Annotated in this window: 16 protein-coding genes and 1 tRNA gene; 7 read left to right on the forward strand and 10 right to left on the reverse strand. The window is 35.8% G+C overall.

Annotated elements, in window-relative coordinates:
- The first annotated feature begins 76 nt into the window (after window positions 1–76).
- From F1737_RS06060 to F1737_RS06070, 3 genes are all read left to right on the forward strand, one after another.
- Window positions 77–595 carry a TIR domain-containing protein gene (locus F1737_RS06060; RefSeq protein ID WP_317135710.1) on the forward strand — a complete coding sequence of 173 codons (519 nt, stop codon included), beginning with the start codon at window positions 77–79 and terminating at the stop codon, window positions 593–595.
- Between the two features lie 12 nt (window positions 596–607).
- The gene (locus F1737_RS06065) at window positions 608–1,273 is read left to right on the forward strand and encodes a hypothetical protein (protein ID WP_317135711.1); all 666 of its coding nucleotides are present in this window, start codon (window positions 608–610) and stop codon (window positions 1,271–1,273) included.
- Window positions 1,274–1,891: 618 nt separating this feature from the next.
- Entirely contained in the window at window positions 1,892–2,197 is a 306-nt protein-coding gene (locus F1737_RS06070) for a hypothetical protein (protein ID WP_317135712.1), read from the forward strand.
- A gap of 303 nt (window positions 2,198–2,500) precedes the next feature.
- Here the strand turns inward: F1737_RS06070 and F1737_RS06075 are convergent, their stop codons facing one another.
- The 10 genes from F1737_RS06075 to cfbA form a co-directional block, all read right to left on the reverse strand.
- The gene (locus F1737_RS06075; protein ID WP_317135713.1) at window positions 2,501–5,893 is read right to left on the reverse strand and encodes a bifunctional DNA primase/polymerase; all 3,393 of its coding nucleotides are present in this window, start codon (window positions 5,891–5,893) and stop codon (window positions 2,501–2,503) included.
- 92 nt (window positions 5,894–5,985) lie between these two features.
- Window positions 5,986–6,201 carry a hypothetical protein gene (locus F1737_RS06080; protein ID WP_317135714.1) on the reverse strand — a complete coding sequence of 72 codons (216 nt, stop codon included), beginning with the start codon at window positions 6,199–6,201 and terminating at the stop codon, window positions 5,986–5,988.
- A gap of 249 nt (window positions 6,202–6,450) precedes the next feature.
- Window positions 6,451–7,653: a tyrosine-type recombinase/integrase gene (locus F1737_RS06085; RefSeq protein WP_317135715.1), complete on the reverse strand. Its 1,203-nt coding sequence runs from the start codon at window positions 7,651–7,653 to the stop codon at window positions 6,451–6,453.
- Between the two features lie 414 nt (window positions 7,654–8,067).
- Complete coding sequence (locus tag F1737_RS06090; RefSeq protein ID WP_317135716.1) at window positions 8,068–9,075, reverse strand: site-specific integrase; 1,008 nt, start codon at window positions 9,073–9,075, stop codon at window positions 8,068–8,070.
- Window positions 9,076–9,435: 360 nt separating this feature from the next.
- Window positions 9,436–9,508 (reverse strand) — tRNA-Glu (locus tag F1737_RS06095).
- 88 nt (window positions 9,509–9,596) lie between these two features.
- Entirely contained in the window at window positions 9,597–10,466 is an 870-nt protein-coding gene (gene ilvE / locus F1737_RS06100; RefSeq protein ID WP_317135717.1) for a branched-chain-amino-acid transaminase, read from the reverse strand.
- A 175-nt stretch (window positions 10,467–10,641) separates the two neighbouring features.
- Window positions 10,642–12,018 (reverse strand): Ni-sirohydrochlorin a,c-diamide synthase, encoded by a 1,377-nt coding sequence (gene cfbB, locus F1737_RS06105; protein ID WP_317135718.1) that lies wholly within the window; start codon window positions 12,016–12,018, stop codon window positions 10,642–10,644.
- Window positions 12,015–13,079 (reverse strand): Ni-sirohydrochlorin a,c-diamide reductive cyclase catalytic subunit, encoded by a 1,065-nt coding sequence (cfbD, locus tag F1737_RS06110; protein ID WP_317135719.1) that lies wholly within the window; start codon window positions 13,077–13,079, stop codon window positions 12,015–12,017. Before cfbD ends, cfbB begins: the two co-directional genes overlap by 4 nt.
- Before the next feature lie 8 nt (window positions 13,080–13,087).
- The gene (gene cfbE / locus F1737_RS06115; protein ID WP_317135720.1) at window positions 13,088–14,308 is read right to left on the reverse strand and encodes a coenzyme F430 synthase; all 1,221 of its coding nucleotides are present in this window, start codon (window positions 14,306–14,308) and stop codon (window positions 13,088–13,090) included.
- 13 nt (window positions 14,309–14,321) lie between these two features.
- The gene (gene cfbA, locus F1737_RS06120; protein WP_317135721.1) at window positions 14,322–14,726 is read right to left on the reverse strand and encodes a sirohydrochlorin nickelochelatase; all 405 of its coding nucleotides are present in this window, start codon (window positions 14,724–14,726) and stop codon (window positions 14,322–14,324) included.
- A 142-nt stretch (window positions 14,727–14,868) separates the two neighbouring features.
- Between cfbA and F1737_RS06125 the strand changes: the two genes are divergently transcribed.
- From F1737_RS06125 to F1737_RS06140, 4 genes are read left to right on the forward strand one after another with little or no spacing between them, the layout of a single operon-like run.
- Window positions 14,869–15,285 (forward strand): Holliday junction resolvase, encoded by a 417-nt coding sequence (locus tag F1737_RS06125; RefSeq protein WP_317135722.1) that lies wholly within the window; start codon window positions 14,869–14,871, stop codon window positions 15,283–15,285.
- A 17-nt stretch (window positions 15,286–15,302) separates the two neighbouring features.
- Complete coding sequence (locus F1737_RS06130; RefSeq protein ID WP_317135723.1) at window positions 15,303–16,436, forward strand: methanogenesis marker 9 domain-containing protein; 1,134 nt, start codon at window positions 15,303–15,305, stop codon at window positions 16,434–16,436.
- Window positions 16,420–17,232: a triphosphoribosyl-dephospho-CoA synthase gene (locus F1737_RS06135; RefSeq protein WP_317135724.1), complete on the forward strand. Its 813-nt coding sequence runs from the start codon at window positions 16,420–16,422 to the stop codon at window positions 17,230–17,232. The genes F1737_RS06130 and F1737_RS06135 overlap by 17 nt, the downstream gene beginning before the upstream one ends.
- Window positions 17,220–17,783 carry a DUF447 domain-containing protein gene (locus tag F1737_RS06140; protein ID WP_317135725.1) on the forward strand — a complete coding sequence of 188 codons (564 nt, stop codon included), beginning with the start codon at window positions 17,220–17,222 and terminating at the stop codon, window positions 17,781–17,783. Before F1737_RS06135 ends, F1737_RS06140 begins: the two co-directional genes overlap by 13 nt.
- Window positions 17,784–17,801 lie beyond the last annotated feature (18 nt).

Below are 17,801 nucleotides of genomic sequence, written 5' to 3' on the forward strand. Positions count from 1 at the left end.
ATATTTAAATCCAAAACCTTTTCAATTTAAAAAAATTAATAACTCTCATATGGTATCATCGGTTCATAAAGTTTTTGTGAGCTATCATCATGCAAATGATCAAGCATACAGAAATAAATTTGAAGAAATATTGCGAGATTCTGAAATATCTATATTAAAGTCTGTACAATTAGGAGATATTGATGAAAACTTAAAAACTGAAACAATAAGGCAAAAAATAAGGGATGATTATCTAAGTGATTCAACTGTTACAATTGTACTAATTGGTACTGAAACTTGGAAAAGAAAACATGTTGATTGGGAAATAGGTTCAAGTATACGTCATACTGAAAAAAATTCTCGTTCAGGTCTTTTAGGTATAATTCTTCCATCTTATCCGTCATACAAAGAAAACAAATATAATCCGTATACTATACCTCCACGTCTAAACGATAATTTAGAGTGTGATTATGCAAAAATATATCCTTGGAACGACAATCCTCAAATTTTAAAAGAATGGATTCATGATGCTTATAATCGTAGATTTAAAGCAAATCCAAATAATGTTAGACCTTCATTTGGACAAAATAGATCTGGTGATCGTTGGTTTGATTAATCGGTAATAATAATGCAAATAGTAAATGTCTCTACATCTAACCAATCTATTGATTTTCAAATCCATTTGTTAATTGATTGGCTTTTAGTTATTGTCATATTATTAATTATTATCATCATTTTACTATCTTTGATTTTAGCTAAAAGGAACAGCCGTTCCCAAAAAAATTTTGAATTAAAAAATCTTACACTTAAATTTGGGAGTTTAAGTTGTAATTATGAAATTAAAAGGAATTATCAAAATTTAGAAATTGCCCATAGGATTTATGTTGAATTAATAACAAGAAAAGCTGCTCTTCCATTTGAAGAGGATTTAGATGTAATTGTAGAGATATATAATTCATGGTATACTCTTTTTTTGACAATTAGGACTGAAATAAAGGGTTTTTCTGGAGAAACTTTGTATTTACAAAAGGATACAGAAGAAGTTGTAAAAATGGCTTCTGATATATTGAATGTTGGATTAAGGCCCCATTTGACAAAATATCAAGCAAAGTTTAGAAAATGGTATGAAGAACAAATTGAAAATAGTTCTGGTAAATATCCCCAAGATATCCAAAAAGAATATCCTGAATATAAAGAGCTTGTTGCAGATTTAAAAAAAGTAAACGAATATCTTATTCAATACAAAATACAGCTTGAAGAATTTATTTATGATAAACAAAAATCAAAAACGTAATTTATCAAAATTTGATGAGGGTTTAGATTTTGAATAACCGCATAAAAGCATAGAATAGCAGCGATTCTATACTATTCAGATCTATCTACCATACCATCACAATCTCTTATGCGGTTAATAGTAAAATGAAAGGCCCCTAGAAGGGGTATCTAAGGTCTCACAATTGAAATAAAAAAACTAAAATTTTGCATACCTCTCTTCAAAATCCTTCAGTATTTCTGATTATTGAATGAGCATTTGAAAGATTTCGTTTCATTTTGGATATGATTTGAATTCTTCTGAAATTATAGTTGGGGTAATTATATATAATATTGATTATAAATATATTTGTAGAATTATATAACTATTTGATAAATTAATTTTCGAGGTTTACGATGATTCGCTGCATGTATTGTAAAGAAAAGTGGTTCAAGTCACGGCAGGCTTTAAGAGCACATTTACGGTTCTGTCCTGCATATCAGGAAGCCAAAATAAAGGCTGGTATTAAGGGAAAATATCTACAAGCTATTCCAGACGGTCATACGCTGCGTTACGATAATAAGGCTAATCCTGATGCGTTGTGGAGGGATTACATTGATTCAATGTGAGTGTGGGAGTTGGTTCAAAAGTAAACGGGCCTTGGCAGCTCATCAGGCCAAGTGTCCAATTGTATTAAGAATCAAGGAAGAAGAAAAGGCAAAGAAAACCTATTATGCAGAGCTTGAACAGATTGCCACAGAATTAAAGGAATTAGCGTGTAAATTCTCTGAAGAAAATCAAGTTCTGGTTCAGGAAAATAAGGAACTAAAAAATGAATTAAAACGATTTGATGAATATAAAGAAGCATTTTTTATTCTTAAGGCAAGGCGAGAATATTTGGAAGAAGAAAACTCTTCACTAAAAGAACAGCTTAATGAATTGTCTGTATTATGTTCAGGATCTTAGAGTCCTTTAAATAGAAAATGTTTTTTTAAGTGATTGTTGTCATAAATCTCAAAGATGCAGGCGGGGATTGGTGGATGTCTCAAGGAATATGTTCGTTTTTTGAATCCAAACATAATTTAAGCGCAATATATAATTATAATATTATATTAATAAAAAAGCAATGCAGATCCTTTAAATTAGCCCTGCTTTTAACATTTGGATAAATTTAGGACGTAAAACTGAATTTAAGAGTTGCTTCTTTTAAAAAAATAAATAGTAGAAATAAAAAATGATTGTTATGGATTTTGATCTATTTTCATTATCTTAACTACTATCGATTTTCTCTATAAATTTTTCATAAAATCCCAAATAATTTGAATTCATGAATTTTCCAATATCAGATATGTGCTCATAATCGATGTAATAAAATGTCGTTGTATCTATTTTATTCTCTGAAGGGTCATAATCATCATATTTTGATAAAAATTCGTCTTCATCGACTAGGATATCAAGACAGTTCTTAATAACGGAATCTGACCAGATCACATCTTTCTTCCTTTCTTTAATCCAAGAGATTAAACTTTCCTGACTGCAACCCTTTGAACAATTTTCATCTTTAATAGATGTGAAAAAGTTAGGATGACTAAGGATGGTTTTAATTCCAGTATAGATCTTTGAATTTCCAACAATCGATAAATAATTCAAATCATCCTGCAAATCGACATAAGATTTGCCTAAATCTACAGCCTCGTTGTTTAATGCTTCTTTAATTTCTTCTTCAGAGAAGTTTGAAATCAGCTTCTTAAGATTATCACCAATTGCTCTTTTTGTTGCAGTTTCAACGTCAATCTTGATTGAATAATTGTGAACTAATTTTACAATTTCCTTCATATTTTCGTTTGTAAGATCAAAACTTTGGAATTTTGAAAGGGCCTCGTCTTTTAAATAGTCTAAATCGTCTTGTTTCAGGAACAAAAATTTACAATTTTTTTCGCAATACTCTTTGACTGGTGAAAATCTGAGCATAGAGTTCGTAGATTCATCCATTATCAGTTTTTCGAGATTCAATTTGGACTTAGATAAAATATCTCTGTAATTTATCTCTGTCTCTAATAACAAATCTCTCTCTTCCATTAACAAATTTATTTCTTCGTCATTAGAATCGCAATTCTCTGAAATTTCCTTTAATCTTTTAGAATTTTCATGAAATTTTGTTTTGATGCCTGAAAGACTCCTTTCTAAGCCCTCAATTTTAGCTCTATAATAAGGCAATGAGTAGTGGCAACTATCCACAAACATGATGTCTATCCAAGGGATATCCAAACCTCTGCTGATTATTGAATTCTGATAAAAGACAATGTGCTTTCCAATACAGAAATTCAAGAATAAATCAAATGGATTTTCTTGATGAACATTAACTAGTTTGATGTTATTTTTTAAACGCGATGCAAATGTCTCCTGATGCTTTATGCTTGATGTAAGAACCATAAAGGGGCATGTAAATTTCTCAGATTCATTGTACCTAAGTAATTTCTGAATGAAATTATCAAGCAGTCTTTTTTGTTCTCTTTTATTTTTACCACAAGCGACAATTAAAACAAAATTCTCTGAATAATCAAATCTCTCTGTTTTTAGCTCCAGAATATCATCAGGGCTGCTTACAAGATTTTCAGAAAAAATTTCTGCCTCAGTATATCCAATCAATAGAAATTTTTTCGCACATTCAGGTAATCTACAAAATCCGTATTGCTCTGGAATTAAATACAACTCGTTTTTATTCCTTGTTTTAAGATTAGCTAAAGGATTTAACGATAAAGGATAAAGTACCGCAATAAAAATATTGATAATATCACCCCTTTGATTATGTTCAGATTTCTCAGAACAGAGACTTTCGATTAATTTTAGAGCACTTCGCTTTAAATCGTCCTCAATCTCTGAAACGAGTTTCTCTTTTCCTTCAACACTTGGATTAATTTCTAATAAATTCTGATAGAACGTATCAAAATCAATCGTGGAGTTATTTCCCGTTGAAACGCTATAATCATCAATCTGATTAGAGAGAGAGACCAAGTAATCGATGATTGAATTTAAGATAATCTTTTCATTTTTAAAATTCTTCTTTTTGAGAATATGTTGTTCTTTTATTTCTTTAAGGGAAATTACCAGATCTGAAAGATTATTTTCGATTTTTATAACATTATTAGATTTTTGCAATGAGGCGATCAAGAACTCTTTTGCCATAAAGTGTCTAATCGATGTATCTTCATCGATAACCATGATCTCTCTCTCCTTGAAGCATAGATGGGGCCATTTCTCCTCATCAGCTACAGTATAAAATGGAATTGTGAATACGTAATCCACGAAATCCTCACATGTATGAAGGAAGTAATATTTACACAAATCTAAATTTAGACTCTCTAAATCAATTTTTTTATGTTTAGAGCAGTAATTTTTAGCTTTATTTTCCAATTCACTAAATGTGATAACCTCATCCTTCAGGTATGGATCATTTTCAATTAATTTCTTCTTTTGATCAAAATTATAAGCGGGTCTTAGAGAACATGAACTGCAATTCTTTTTCTCAGTACAACTACAGGCCCTGTTCTTTCCGTACAATATTACAGCCTTTTTGTCTGGGTACAACTCGCAGAATTTTTTGAATTGTTTCTCCAAAATTGCATAATTTGGAGCTACATAAATTCCTGATTCATGTTTGCCAAGCTGAATAAGTGAATAATGTGATTTACCAGTTCTTGGCAACCCGTTTAAAATTACACATTTTTTATCTGGTAACGTATCTGGAAAAAACTCACATTCTTTGACTTCGAATGGTAGTTCATCATAAAATTTTTTTGATGGTGAATAATCAAATTCATCATACTCGCTATAAGCTTTGATTATAGTAAATTCAAGATAATTTTCATTCTCTGTTTTTTCATATGGTCTGAAATTTACAAATATGGCATATGCCTGTTCTGGTGAAAATTTATATTTCTTTAATTGTTTACACACATACCAATCAGATGCACTACGATCATAGTTTTTGTTTTCATCCAGTTTGTAAATCTCATAATCCTCAACACATGTTAGGGCAAGATCAAGTCGCCTATTTTGTTTCCTGATCTCAGCTAATGTGATTCCATATTGATTTTTAAGAAGATCTGGATCTTGATTGGTTAAATCCTGAATTAGATCATAGTTTAGTTGGATGTCAGAAAACTCATAATTACTATTTTCTGAGCATCTTCTTCTACTATTTGATGATCTATTTTTCTCTCCAAAATTTATCCAATCAGGAAAGTCATTTTCATCAATGAATTTTATTGGTTTGTTGATAAAAACCTTGTAAATTCCATCTGCTTCTGGATTATTAACCGATTTTTCATTCAATGATTTTGGAGGTACATATGACCCTGCTCCAACAATATATTGTGAAGCCAATCTCAATTCGCCGAAATCTTTACCTTTATAATATGGATGTGGATTTCGTGTTTTACTTCTTATTCTGTATTTCTCTTTAAATGATTTTATGAAAGAACTTTTTGTGGCAAAGTAAAGATGGTATCCTCCAGAACGAGTTTGTACAGTGAAGGTATCCATATACCTCAGTAGTTCAAATAATTTATCAGAAGGTAATTTTGGTTCACCATTTTTATCCAAATCTATGTCTAAAAATGTAAGTGAGACATAATTTTCATCTTCACTTTCAACAGACATCTGATGTGTACCTACAATTCCAAAATTTCCATGATTGTTAATGATATCAAGGATAATGTCATCATGATCCTGATGGAGAGATTCTCTTTCTTCTATCCATTTTTTCCTGATGATGGTATTTTACCATTTTTTACTAAAGGCAGGGCATAATAATCAAATTTAAGATCAGTATCTTTGCAATTCTGGTCTAATTCTTCTAATCTGTGTTTAAATTTTTGATATTCCCGATGCCTTATTTTTGTTCTTAGAGGAGTTGTTTCATCTTTTAAGACTTCATCTACATATTCATTAAATTCCTCGTCCTTCATAGGGTCACCTCCTGAAGAAGTTTACTAATTCTTATTCTGTAGCCATTCTCGTTCACTAAAATTAGTTTCTTATTTTCTTCAAGCACTAACGCGACTAATTTTTGAAATAAGTCTAATTTATCGAATATTTCTTTTGTAATTAAATAATCTACTTTCAAATTTTTTTGCAAAGTATTCACTCTCCTTATCAAAATTTTGTTAAAATTTTGGAGAGGGTTTACAAATTTTGTAAAACGCCTTATTCTCCTTCTATACCAAATTATTTGCCTGAGATGCGGCTATTTTCTGAATTATATCTTTGACAAGTTTGAATTCAGATGTATCCTCAATAACTTTAGTGAATTGCTCCAAATGACCCGTAGAATAAGCTTCTAACGGGTTGTTACAATTTGCACATATTTTATAATTACCTGGATTAATGTGATTACAGAAACTACATTCTTTAGCATCCAGAATATGGTTGTTTACATGATCATTATCGGAGGTCTTGAGATTGTTTAAATTATCAATAGCATAATCAAGATCCTTATTTGCAATATGTGAGTAAGTAGCCAATTCATTTGTTTTTAAATTACCCCACATTATCATTTTGATTGCATATTCTGATACACCAGAATTTATCATGTGAGTTATTCTGGCGTGCCTAAAGCAGTGAGGAGTAATATTATTTGTTATCCCTGCACGCTTTAGAACATCAATTAATTGCTCTCTAAATGCTGCATATTCTAACTTCTTCTGATTTTTATCTAAAAATACATAATTGTTCCCCTCAGGCTTGAGTGGATAAGTGTTCTTGTGCATTTTTAGATATTCAACAGAACTTCGAAGCGGAACGTGTCTGCTTTTGTTTGTTTTTCCTCTGACAGTTAGCGATGCTTTACCATTATTTTGAAAATTAATTTGGTTCCATCTCAAATTGCAAACTTCGCTCGGTCTGAGTCCAGCTTCATAAGTTAGATTATAAATTGTTTTATCCCGAACGGTGATTGAATAATCTATAATCTTTTTAATTGTTGGTTGATCAGGAATATTTTCCTGCAACTTTGTATGTGAATCTTTGCCATCTGGCTTAATTGATTCAATATCGCCAATTAAAATTTTAGAGTGAGCCTGATTTACAAGAAACCTGAAAAATGATTTGGTTATTGACACGTAATCATTAATGGTATTTTGTTTAAGCTTCTTTGAATCCTTTGAACTTGGATGTCTCATTTCGAAGAAAAGATTTTTTAAATCTTCAAAATTGCACTCACTAAACTGTTTATTTAAGCCATACATTTTTCTTAGGCCAACAAGGTGATATGAAATTTTCTTCATTCTTCTGTCTGAGATTCCTCCTCTAGTCATATCAACATTGATGCAATACTTTTTTATCAATTCAGAGTCTAATTTTGTAATGTAACCTAACTCGATTAATTTTTCATGATATGTGGTGATATCATGAAGAATCATTTTTTCACGCATCCTTGCATTTTTATATTTTCCATTTTATATGATAACATATTTTTATCTCTCCTGTGACAATTTTCTTTTCGCCACAAAAATAATACGATTTACTCAATATATAAGTTTTATAAACACTGAATTATTTATATATTCTTTTATAAAAAACCAAGATTTTTTTAAAAAAGCTCGGAGAGCTTTTTATATTTATCTGACGATATATTAATGATTTTTTTCATTTGTGTTTTTCTATATAGAAAATATAAAACTAATCTCATCAAAATATGGGTTTTGTCGCAAGCATATCCGTCCGTTTTAGACCCTCAAAAAATGTTAACATAGTTTTAGCTCCCCAGATATCTTTATATATGAGAACTACATAATATCGGCCTAGTGCTATTTATTGATAAAAATAATTAAAAATTAGTCTTTATTTTCCAAAAAACCTTCTAATAATGCTAAAATCTGGTTGTATATGTCTGGAGGGAGATTTTTCCGTACTGAATTTTTTTGAAAGCCATGATTGTCAGAACTCGCGCACAAATCTAGTGATCGCCCACACCTTGCGCACACAGAAAATGTCTTGGGATTTACAGTTTGACAGTTGGGACATTGAACAGCATCCAACCTATGGTTTTCGTCCTGATTGGAGATCCTTATCCCGTTTCTAAGAAAGATCTCATTGTCGATATCCTGATTACATAGATGAAGATAAGTCTCAAATTCCTTTGTGTTGATATTCCCCCACATCATCTTCTTGATCATACTTTCGGAATATCCATCCCTTATCATCTGAGTAATTCTGGAGTGTCTAAATAGATGTGGTGTGACTTTTTTCTCAAAACCAGTCCGTTTTGCGATTAAATTAAATTGGGCGCGGATTGCAGAATATGTCAATGGTGTGTTGTCATTTTTTAGAAAAACGAAGTTCTCTCCACTTGGTTTAAATGGATAATTGTTTTTCCACTGAATAAGGTATTCTTTCGCAGCTACAAGACGAACATAACGCTCCTTCTTCGTCTTCTCATCAACATTGATGATAACTCCATATTCGTCAATTTTTACCTGATTCCATTTCATATTCCCAATTTCACATGCTCTAAAACCACCTTCGTACATCACATAGATAAGGGCCTTATCACGGATTGTGAAAGAACACCTAATCATACTGGCAATCTCTGATTCGCTTAAAATATCATTGGCAGTTTTAGTCTGACAGTCTTTCAATGAAGTCTTGATTGATTTGATATCTTCAATGTCAATATCGGATAATTTGTTCTTTATCAGGAACTGGTAGAAGCCCTTGAGAATAGTCTTGTAATCGTTTTTAGTGTTCAGCTTATATGGCAGACCCTTTTGTGAATTTGCATAATCCAGTTTTTCTATAGCATCAAGTATATCATCAAAAGAGCATGTGGTGTATTCATCCAACCCTAAGAATTTTCTCCAGCCTATCAAATGTTGAGAGATCTTCATCATCCGATTTTCACTAAGCGTGGAATTCTTATTCCTGACGAACTTGAAGTATTTCTTAATGAGTTGATATTCATCTTCTGTGATATGTCCTTCATCAACGGCTTTCAGAAGGTTCTCATCAACTTTTTTTCTGCTGACCTTGTGGAAACCCTTATACTCAAAACTGTTAGCATCTGATAGGTTCTGTAATGGTTTGTGTGAAGAATAGAATGACGGCTCAGTTCTAGATACTTGTAAGTCTTGAGTTAAATTTTCAAAATTGTCATGCCTTCCAAGCTCAACTTTTTCGTTTGAGATGTGAAGGTCAACCCCGAATGCTGATATGGGGATTTGAACCCCAGTCGCCGGCGTGAAAGGCCGGCATGATTGGCCCCTACACTATATCAGCTCTGCATCACATCAGTGTTGCCTTACTATATATGCAAATTCAGCATATATAGATTTTGATTTGATACGTATTGTTAAAAATATTAAATTTATTTGTATATTTCAGTCCCTTCACCATTCGTCTTTGTCCTGAATGCCTCAACAAGCTGTGATGCAAAAGGACCGGGTTTGCCTGTACCAATCTTCCTTCCGTCAATTACGGTCACAGGAGCAATCTCCGCGGCAGAGCCTGTAACAAGCACCTCATCTGCAGAATAGAGATCAAAATATCCAAGATTCTGTTCCCTGACAGGTATTCCCATCTCACCTGCAATCTCCAGAAGAACAAGACGTGTGATCCCACGCAGATTGTTCAGAGTATGCGGAGTAAACATTGTCCCGTTCTTCACAACAAATATATTGTCCCCGGAACCCTCCGCAACATAACCGTTTGTGTCAAAGAAAATCGCTTCATCCCCGCCCTTATAATTTGCCTCAATTTTTGCAAGAATATTATTGAGGTAGTTAAGACTCTTGACATTAGGAGGCAGGGCATCTGCGGGGTTTCTCCGGACTGACACAGTGACAGCACTGAGGCCTTTTTCATACAGGTCACCATACATTGCACCCCATCCCGTTGCAATAATGAAAATTGTAGGTTTTGAACATTTTCTGGGATCAAGTCCGAGATCACCAACACCCCTTGTTACAACAAGCCTGATGTATGCATCACTTAGCTCATTTCTCCGAAGAGTTTCAAGAACTGCTTTGGACATCTCATCCTTCGTCATCCCGATATCAAGATCAATTGTTTTTGCCGAATCGTACAGCCGGTCAAGATGCTCATGAAGCCTGAAAACCCTGCCTCCGTAAGCACGAATACCTTCAAAAACACCATCCCCATACAAAAGACCATGATCAAAGACTGATACCTTTGCCTCCTCACGCGGAACAAATTCGCCGTCAAGATAGATTATCATAGAAATTATATAAGCAGGAAAGAATAACAATTTTTTGATTGAAAAAGCCGGAAAACTCAACTATGTTAAAATCAGGAAATTCAGCATGAATCCGGTTTGATATTGGTATTATCACAGATTATTGAATATATTCTAAAAAATGTTAATTATTTCCGGCCCGGTAAAAATTTTGTATTTATACAGGATTTCTGCACTCATCAACAAAATTTTTAAACATCTCACGGGATGCCACAGGGTGAAGATGCGTATATCCTGCAAGAGTCCTGTTTTTCAATGCACCGTCATAGCCGTCACGAATGCCCAGACCTCTTGAAAGACTGTAACAAAAATGCGTATCCTTTGGGAGAATTACATCACTGTGGTGGAATTCATGACCCTTAAATTCAGAAATGCCCAAAGGTGATTTTGAATTTGAAACACCGTCAACATACCCGATGACTCTCTTTGCCGGCATCCGGGTTTCCCCTTCAAAAACGCCCGCCATTGAATATGACATATCAGCAGGCTGATTGTTCCAGTCCTTTTTGAGAGTGAGCTTTTCTGTCAGATAAATAAGACCCCCGCACTCTGCATATACCGGTTTTCCATTCAGGGATTCTTCAAGGACTGCCTCACGCATTGAATCATTTGACTCAAGCTGCTCTGCAAACATCTCAGGATAGCCACCGCCAAAAATATAACCGTCACAATCAGGAAGTCTGTCATGAATGGGACTAAATGTTACAACTTCTGCACCAAAAGAAGAGAGTATCTCATAAATATCGTTATAATAGAAATTGAATGCCTCATCCACTGCCACTCCCAGCTTCACATCGCAGGCTGATGATTTTGCAAATATTGCAGGTTTTTCTGTAACATCCGGCTTTTCACCTGCAATATCAAGAAGAGCATCCATATCGACATTATTCTCAATAATATTCACCACATTGTCAAGGCGTGACATAAATTCCCCCCCTGTCTTTCCCTCCAGGAAAGGAACAAGTCCAAGATGACGCATCGTAAGTTTCATCTCTTCCCTGCGTGGTATTGCGCCTATTACAGGAATGCCGGTCTCATGCTCAATTGCTGTTTTCGCCTTGTACTTATGCTTCTCACTAATAACCTGGTTTAGAATAATACCTTTAATTTTTACAGCCGGATCAAAACTGCAAAAACCCTTCACTATTGCTGCCGCACTCCGTGTAATACTCTGTGCGTTTACAACAAGAATCACATTCTGATCAAGCATTTTTGCAACACTTGCAGTAGAGCCGGTATCCAGTATAGCATCAGAACCCTCATAAAGCCCCCTTACACCTTCAATTATTGCAATATCAGAGCCAATGCAGGCATTATCATAACTCGCCCTTATCTGTTCAGGACTCATCACATAGCTGTCAAGGTTTCTGCACATCCTACCGGTTACACCTGTGAGATAAGAAGGATCAATGTAATCCATTGCAACCTTAAACGGCTGCACCTCATACTGCCTTGACAAATATGCTGATATCCCAAGCGTTATGCTTGTCTTGCCGCTTCCGGAACGATCACCTGAAATCAGGAGACTTTTCATTTCATGCTCCTCATTACATCACCGGACTCACTTCTGACAATCTCTTTTACGCCCAGAGTCTTTGGATGAAGATCGACCTCAACCACAACGTGGTCATGCCCAAACTCCTTTAACGGTTCAACCTGCCGGGGTCCGTTTGTAATTGAAAAAACCTCAATGCCTTCAAGATATTCAGGAGGAATTGCATGCGGCACTCCTGAAATCAGGGCAAAATCCGGTTTTGTTGCCTTTATAATCTCCCCAAGCCTTTCACCGTTTGCACCATATTCATCAAGAGACCCCGCATACTCAACCTCAACTCCGGATTCCAAAAGACCTTCTCTTATGTTTTCAGCATCTTTACGGACTTTTGGAAGACCGCGATCTTCAAGATTTGCAACATACCTGATATCACATTCCGGACAGACCTCTCTTAATGCAATAAGAGCATCTGCAAACATGTATGCAGTTTCTTTTTTTGCATTCATTATTGCAATACCCTTTTTCCCGGAATTTGCAAGTTCCAAAAGCCTCTTTGCAAAGAGATGTTTTAAATCCCCTCTTGAAGGCTGAACATATGGTTTGTAGGCGGCACCCCTTTGTCTTTCAACCAGATTTGCGGCAGCCAGAAGTTTTTTCTGGCGTTCAAGCTCATCCTCATCAATCCAGCCTGCTCTTGCCGCAGGTTCAAGGGCAGCGATTACCCCGTCAATATTCTCACGGAATCCCGCATGGATTTCAACAGCAATGGCAGGAGTGCTTATTCCGGAATCCTCAATAGCAGCCTCCATATCTTCTCCGATGATCATAGAAACGCATGTACCCACAACTGCGATACGTTTTGGAGAAAATTCTTTTTCAGCATATCTTAAGACTCTCTCAAGGACATCCTGTCCGCCAAAAATAAATTCATTATCCCCAAGCGATGTTGTAAGCACCCTTAAGCCATCCTCTTCCAAAAGCCTTGCATGCTTAAAAGAGCATCCGGAAGGCCCGTGCAGTATTGCCAAATCAACACCAAGATCACGCACAGTATAGAGACCTGCAACAATTGAACTTGGTCTTGGCTGAATATATTCCATTTTAATTTTTACCTCCATGTTTTAACACAAAGAACAACACTGCCAAATCCGGCTGCTGCTTTAATGGCAGTCTTCTTTCCTTCTGTCAGATTATCAGCATAATAAGACCGGATATCCCCTGCAATTTCAGATACAAAATCCTTCAGGGTATCACCGACAATTACAACAATATGGGGTTTTATTCTTTTTATTGCATCTGAAACCATTCCGGCAGGAAAACCCTCACATATGTTTGCAGCCTCTATACCGATTACAAGAGTAATAATGTCACTGCCGCTGATTTCCCGTGCAAAACGGGCGGCCTCAACCGAGGTCATGACATTTACACCACTGTTGGAGTTATCAACAACAACGACACCATCCTCCGATGAATAAGAAAGCCTGCCTTCAAGCGGCCTGAAACTCTCAAGTCTTTTCGGAGAAATACCAATAGTGCATGCAAGTGCTGCTGCGGTTATTAATGCCTGGACGTATCCTGTCATTAGCAAAAGAGGATTTTTAAAACTCCCCTCAAAACCTTTAAAAGAATATCTGCATTCATCACCAATGACTTTTGCAATGTCAGAAGAATAAATGGAATCGGTTTCAAAGGTTTTTATACCGGCGCCGGGTGAAAATATTCTGCTTTTACATGACTTAAGCAGCTTCATTTTTTCTTCAATTGCACTTTTTTTACCAAGAGCACAGGGATAATCCTCATTTGATGTTAAAATTCCGATGTCACCCAAACCGGAAACTCCCAGTGATTCTTCTGCAACAAGCCATCTTTTGTTGTCATGTGCATATATTGCCGCATCAATAACTGATGCAGGAGTTATGCTTTTTTTAAAGATTAAATTCATCTCAGGAATTTCAAAAGTTCCTTTTGAGGTATGCAAAACACCTATTCCCCCCAACACACAGGCAAGAGCATAGGATGTTGTCGTCTTGCCTCTTGCACCCGTTACTTCAATCATCAGGGAAGGCTTTTTTCCCATCTCCAAAAGCAGCATTCTTACAGCTTCATGATGACTAACAACAGGTGCTTTTGAATAATTCAAAAGTGGATGATCCGGATCAAGATGAACAGGAGAAATTATCAGATCATAGCTTCTGTTTAATGCTTCTTCAGAAGAAATGGAGCCCTTGCCCCGGTAGACATCAACAGTATCTGTTGCATACCCAAGACTCCTGAAATGACCGGCAATCTCCTCACCGCCGTGAATGGTGTCAAGCACCAGTATTTTCATAAAAATAGTTTTTTTAAAGGTGTTCTTCAACTGCACGCTTTGCACTTGTAATCATAAGATCAGCAAGCATCGGGTTTTCACCGATAGGACGTGCATAAATCAGTGGAATCTCACCACTTTCAAGAGTGAATACGCCTTTATGGCTTCCCTCTTCAAGACCTAAAATTCCGGGAATATCTTCATCTATGTGTACACCCCTGGCGAGAAACAGAGGGACAACAACAAGTGATTCAATGTCTTCTTTCCTGAATTCGTCAAGCATCTCCTCAATTGTAGGGGAACTGTTCTCCATAAATGCAGACTTTACGATATAATCCGCTTCTTTCTTTGCAATCAATTCTGCTGTGTTATCGATCAGTTTTTTATTGTATGGCTTTTTACTGCCATGACCGACCAGTAAGAATCCTGTCTTAGACATATAATACTATGTACCACAATATTCAATAAAATAGTTACCGATTCTTTTTTTTGGCAACCGGTATAAACATAGTATTACACATATGAGTGATTTTGAAAGGGACACAATTCATTGCATTAACGATTTTTTTGATACCAGGAGATTGAAAGGATACGCATACAGACTAAAACAGTCTAAGTTCAACACACAGTACGTTGACATACTTGTGGATTCACTTGATCCCCGTTATTATCTTGCAATCGAATGCAAATCAATACAGGGTAAGAAATTATATTTTTCCCAGCACTTCCATGAAGATAAGAATAATGTTCATCAGATAGATTCAATTACAGATTTTATAAAAAAAACCGGCAGGCGTGGTTTTCTTGCAGTAGAATTCCGGGGAGGAAGAGGAAAACAAAATGTGGCATACCTGCTCCCATGGGAGAAATTACAGGAATTTCGTGAAAATTCACCGGGAATTTCAAGAGAAGATTTCAAATGCGGGATTGAACTAAAAAGATCATCAGGTTGTTATATTCTAAATGATCTATACCCAAAGGAATTAGATATTTTATAACAAACAGATACGGAAGAATGATGGATCCATATGATCGTTACGAGCTGATGATTAACGGCCGTACAGTAAAAACACCGGTTGCAATTGCATCCATGGCAGGAATTGTGGATGCCAATTATGTACTGGAAAGAAAGGATTATGCGGGTATTGCATTTTTGGGAGGATTTTCAATAGATGAACCTGCAATGAATGCAAGTCTTATAATGGAAGAAGAAGGTAGAAAAGAATTCATTTTAAAAGACCCTGTAGAAGAAATAAAAGAGCAGGTCTTAAAATTAAAGGATACGGATGTTATCCCCGGAATCAATCTTCGCGGTACAAACCCGGAATCATTTGTAAATATCGCCACAGCCATAGGGAAGGATGCCATATATGAAATTGACGCACACTGCCGACAGCCTTCAATGATAAATGCAGGAAGCGGAGAATTCCTGTTAAAAAATACTGACCATCTTTCTGAAATTATTAAATCACTAAAAGAGCTTGATGTAACGGTTTCAGTAAAAATCCGTGCAGGTGTTGCGGAAGATGACGCTGAACTTGCAAAATTAATCTGGAAAGCGGGCGCAGATATAATTCATGTTGATCTGATGGACTTTGGACACGCTAAACTTCGTGTTATCAGAAACAGCTGCCCCCTTTTAATTATCGCCAATAATTCAATAAACAATTTTGAAAAAATGAGGGAAATGCTTACGCACGGGGCTGACATCGTATCCCTGGCACGCCATTCAGATTCAGAAACACTTAAAAATTTAAGTGAATCCATTGCAAAATATGCGGATGAAACAGGATGGTACAATTCACCAAAGCAGCTTTGCCGTGGCGGAGATCTAAGAAGTCTTACATTTTGCTGTAAGCCGGTAAAACAGTGCCCCCTTCTTCCTGCAATAAAAAAAATAGGGATGTCTCCAAAAGAGTTTCACGATTTAAAAGTGTCAATAGTTGAAAACACCCCGCTTGCATCAGGTGAAAGCACATGTTTTGGAAGCCTTGCATGGTGCTGCAAGAGTTCAACTCCATGCATGTTCAGAGACATATCACTTAGAAAAGAAGGACTGTCGCACAGCGATTATATGCGTTACAAGCACCGTCTCTCTGAAAAAATAATGAAAAAGATTTTTGAGGAAAAAGATGAGGTCTCCTGCTGAAAATGCTCAGCTTGCAATGATGCTTGAGGTCTGCGCCGAGGTAAAACCCGGAAACGTAGACCGCCACCATGACTATGAAGATACTTCATTGCAGCATTTTCTCGCATCCACTATTTTTGTCCGCCCTGTCTTCAAACGTGCGGAAAATTCATCAGACAATATCGGACGTCTCATATATGACGCAGTTTCGGTTACAAACACCCACTCCGGCGGCAACACCCATTTTGGCGCATTTATTCTGTTAATACCCCTCATTGCAGGAGGAGGAATAAAAGGCGCAAAAGAGATTGTAAAAAATACAACTGTCGATGACGCGGTTATGTTTTACAGGGCATTTGGGCTTACTAAAGTCAGAATGAAAGATTCTGATCTTGAAATGGATGTAAATGACCCTTCTGCCACAGACTCACTGATTGAAAATAATACAACACTTTACGATGTGATGGAATATTCATCAACAGTAGATATGGTTGCAGCCGAGTGGATTAACGGATTTTCACTCACCAGAAAAACAGCTGATTTTCTGAAAAATTCTGACAACGGCCAAAAGGCCATCATTGACGCTTTTATGAATCTCTTAGCCTCTGAAACGGATACCTTTGTTGTAAAAAAACTGGGATCCAAAACTGCCGAGAAACTGAAAAACAAGGCAAAAGAAGCACTTGACGGGAATATCTCTCTTGAAGAACTTGACAGAATATGCCTTTTAAAAGGAATTAATCCGGGTTCTCTTGCAGACATCACAATTGCAGGTATTTTTGTTGCTTTAATGGAGGGTTGGAATTGGGACTTTTAAGAGAAGGAATTAATGAAGTCATTGCCACAACAAAATTAAATGCAGCTCCCATCGGGATTATAAAAAGGAATGATGCAACACCAAAGATGGTACTGTTCCACGGCACACATACTAAAAAAAATATTCTGGATTCAGGAGTGGTTGTTGCAAACCTGATATATGATCCGGTGTGTTATGTGAAAACAGCTTTTGAGGATATTTCAAAAGACCATTTTGTTGAAAAAAAGGTGAACGATTTTACAGTATGGCACCTCAGAGAAGCAGAGGCATGGGCCGCATATGAAACAAAAGTCCTGCACGACACTGAAGAATCAATTGTGGTTGAACTAACTTTGATAAAAGAGGAAATTCTCAAATCCGAAACTCATCCGGTGAACAGGGGATTCAATAATATTATTGACGCAACAGTTCATGCAACGCGTTACGTTTTAAACCGTGATCCAAATCTTAAATCACTTATTGATTATCATCTTTCAGTTGCAAGGAAATGCGGCGGTAAAAGAGAATTAAAAGCAGTTGAACTTTTAAATTCTTATATTGATTCAGAATAAATTAAAAAATTTTTGATT

It is taken from the genome of Methanoplanus sp. FWC-SCC4, from assembly GCF_032878975.1.
GTDB classification, from domain to species: domain Archaea; phylum Halobacteriota; class Methanomicrobia; order Methanomicrobiales; family Methanomicrobiaceae; genus Methanochimaera; species Methanochimaera problematica.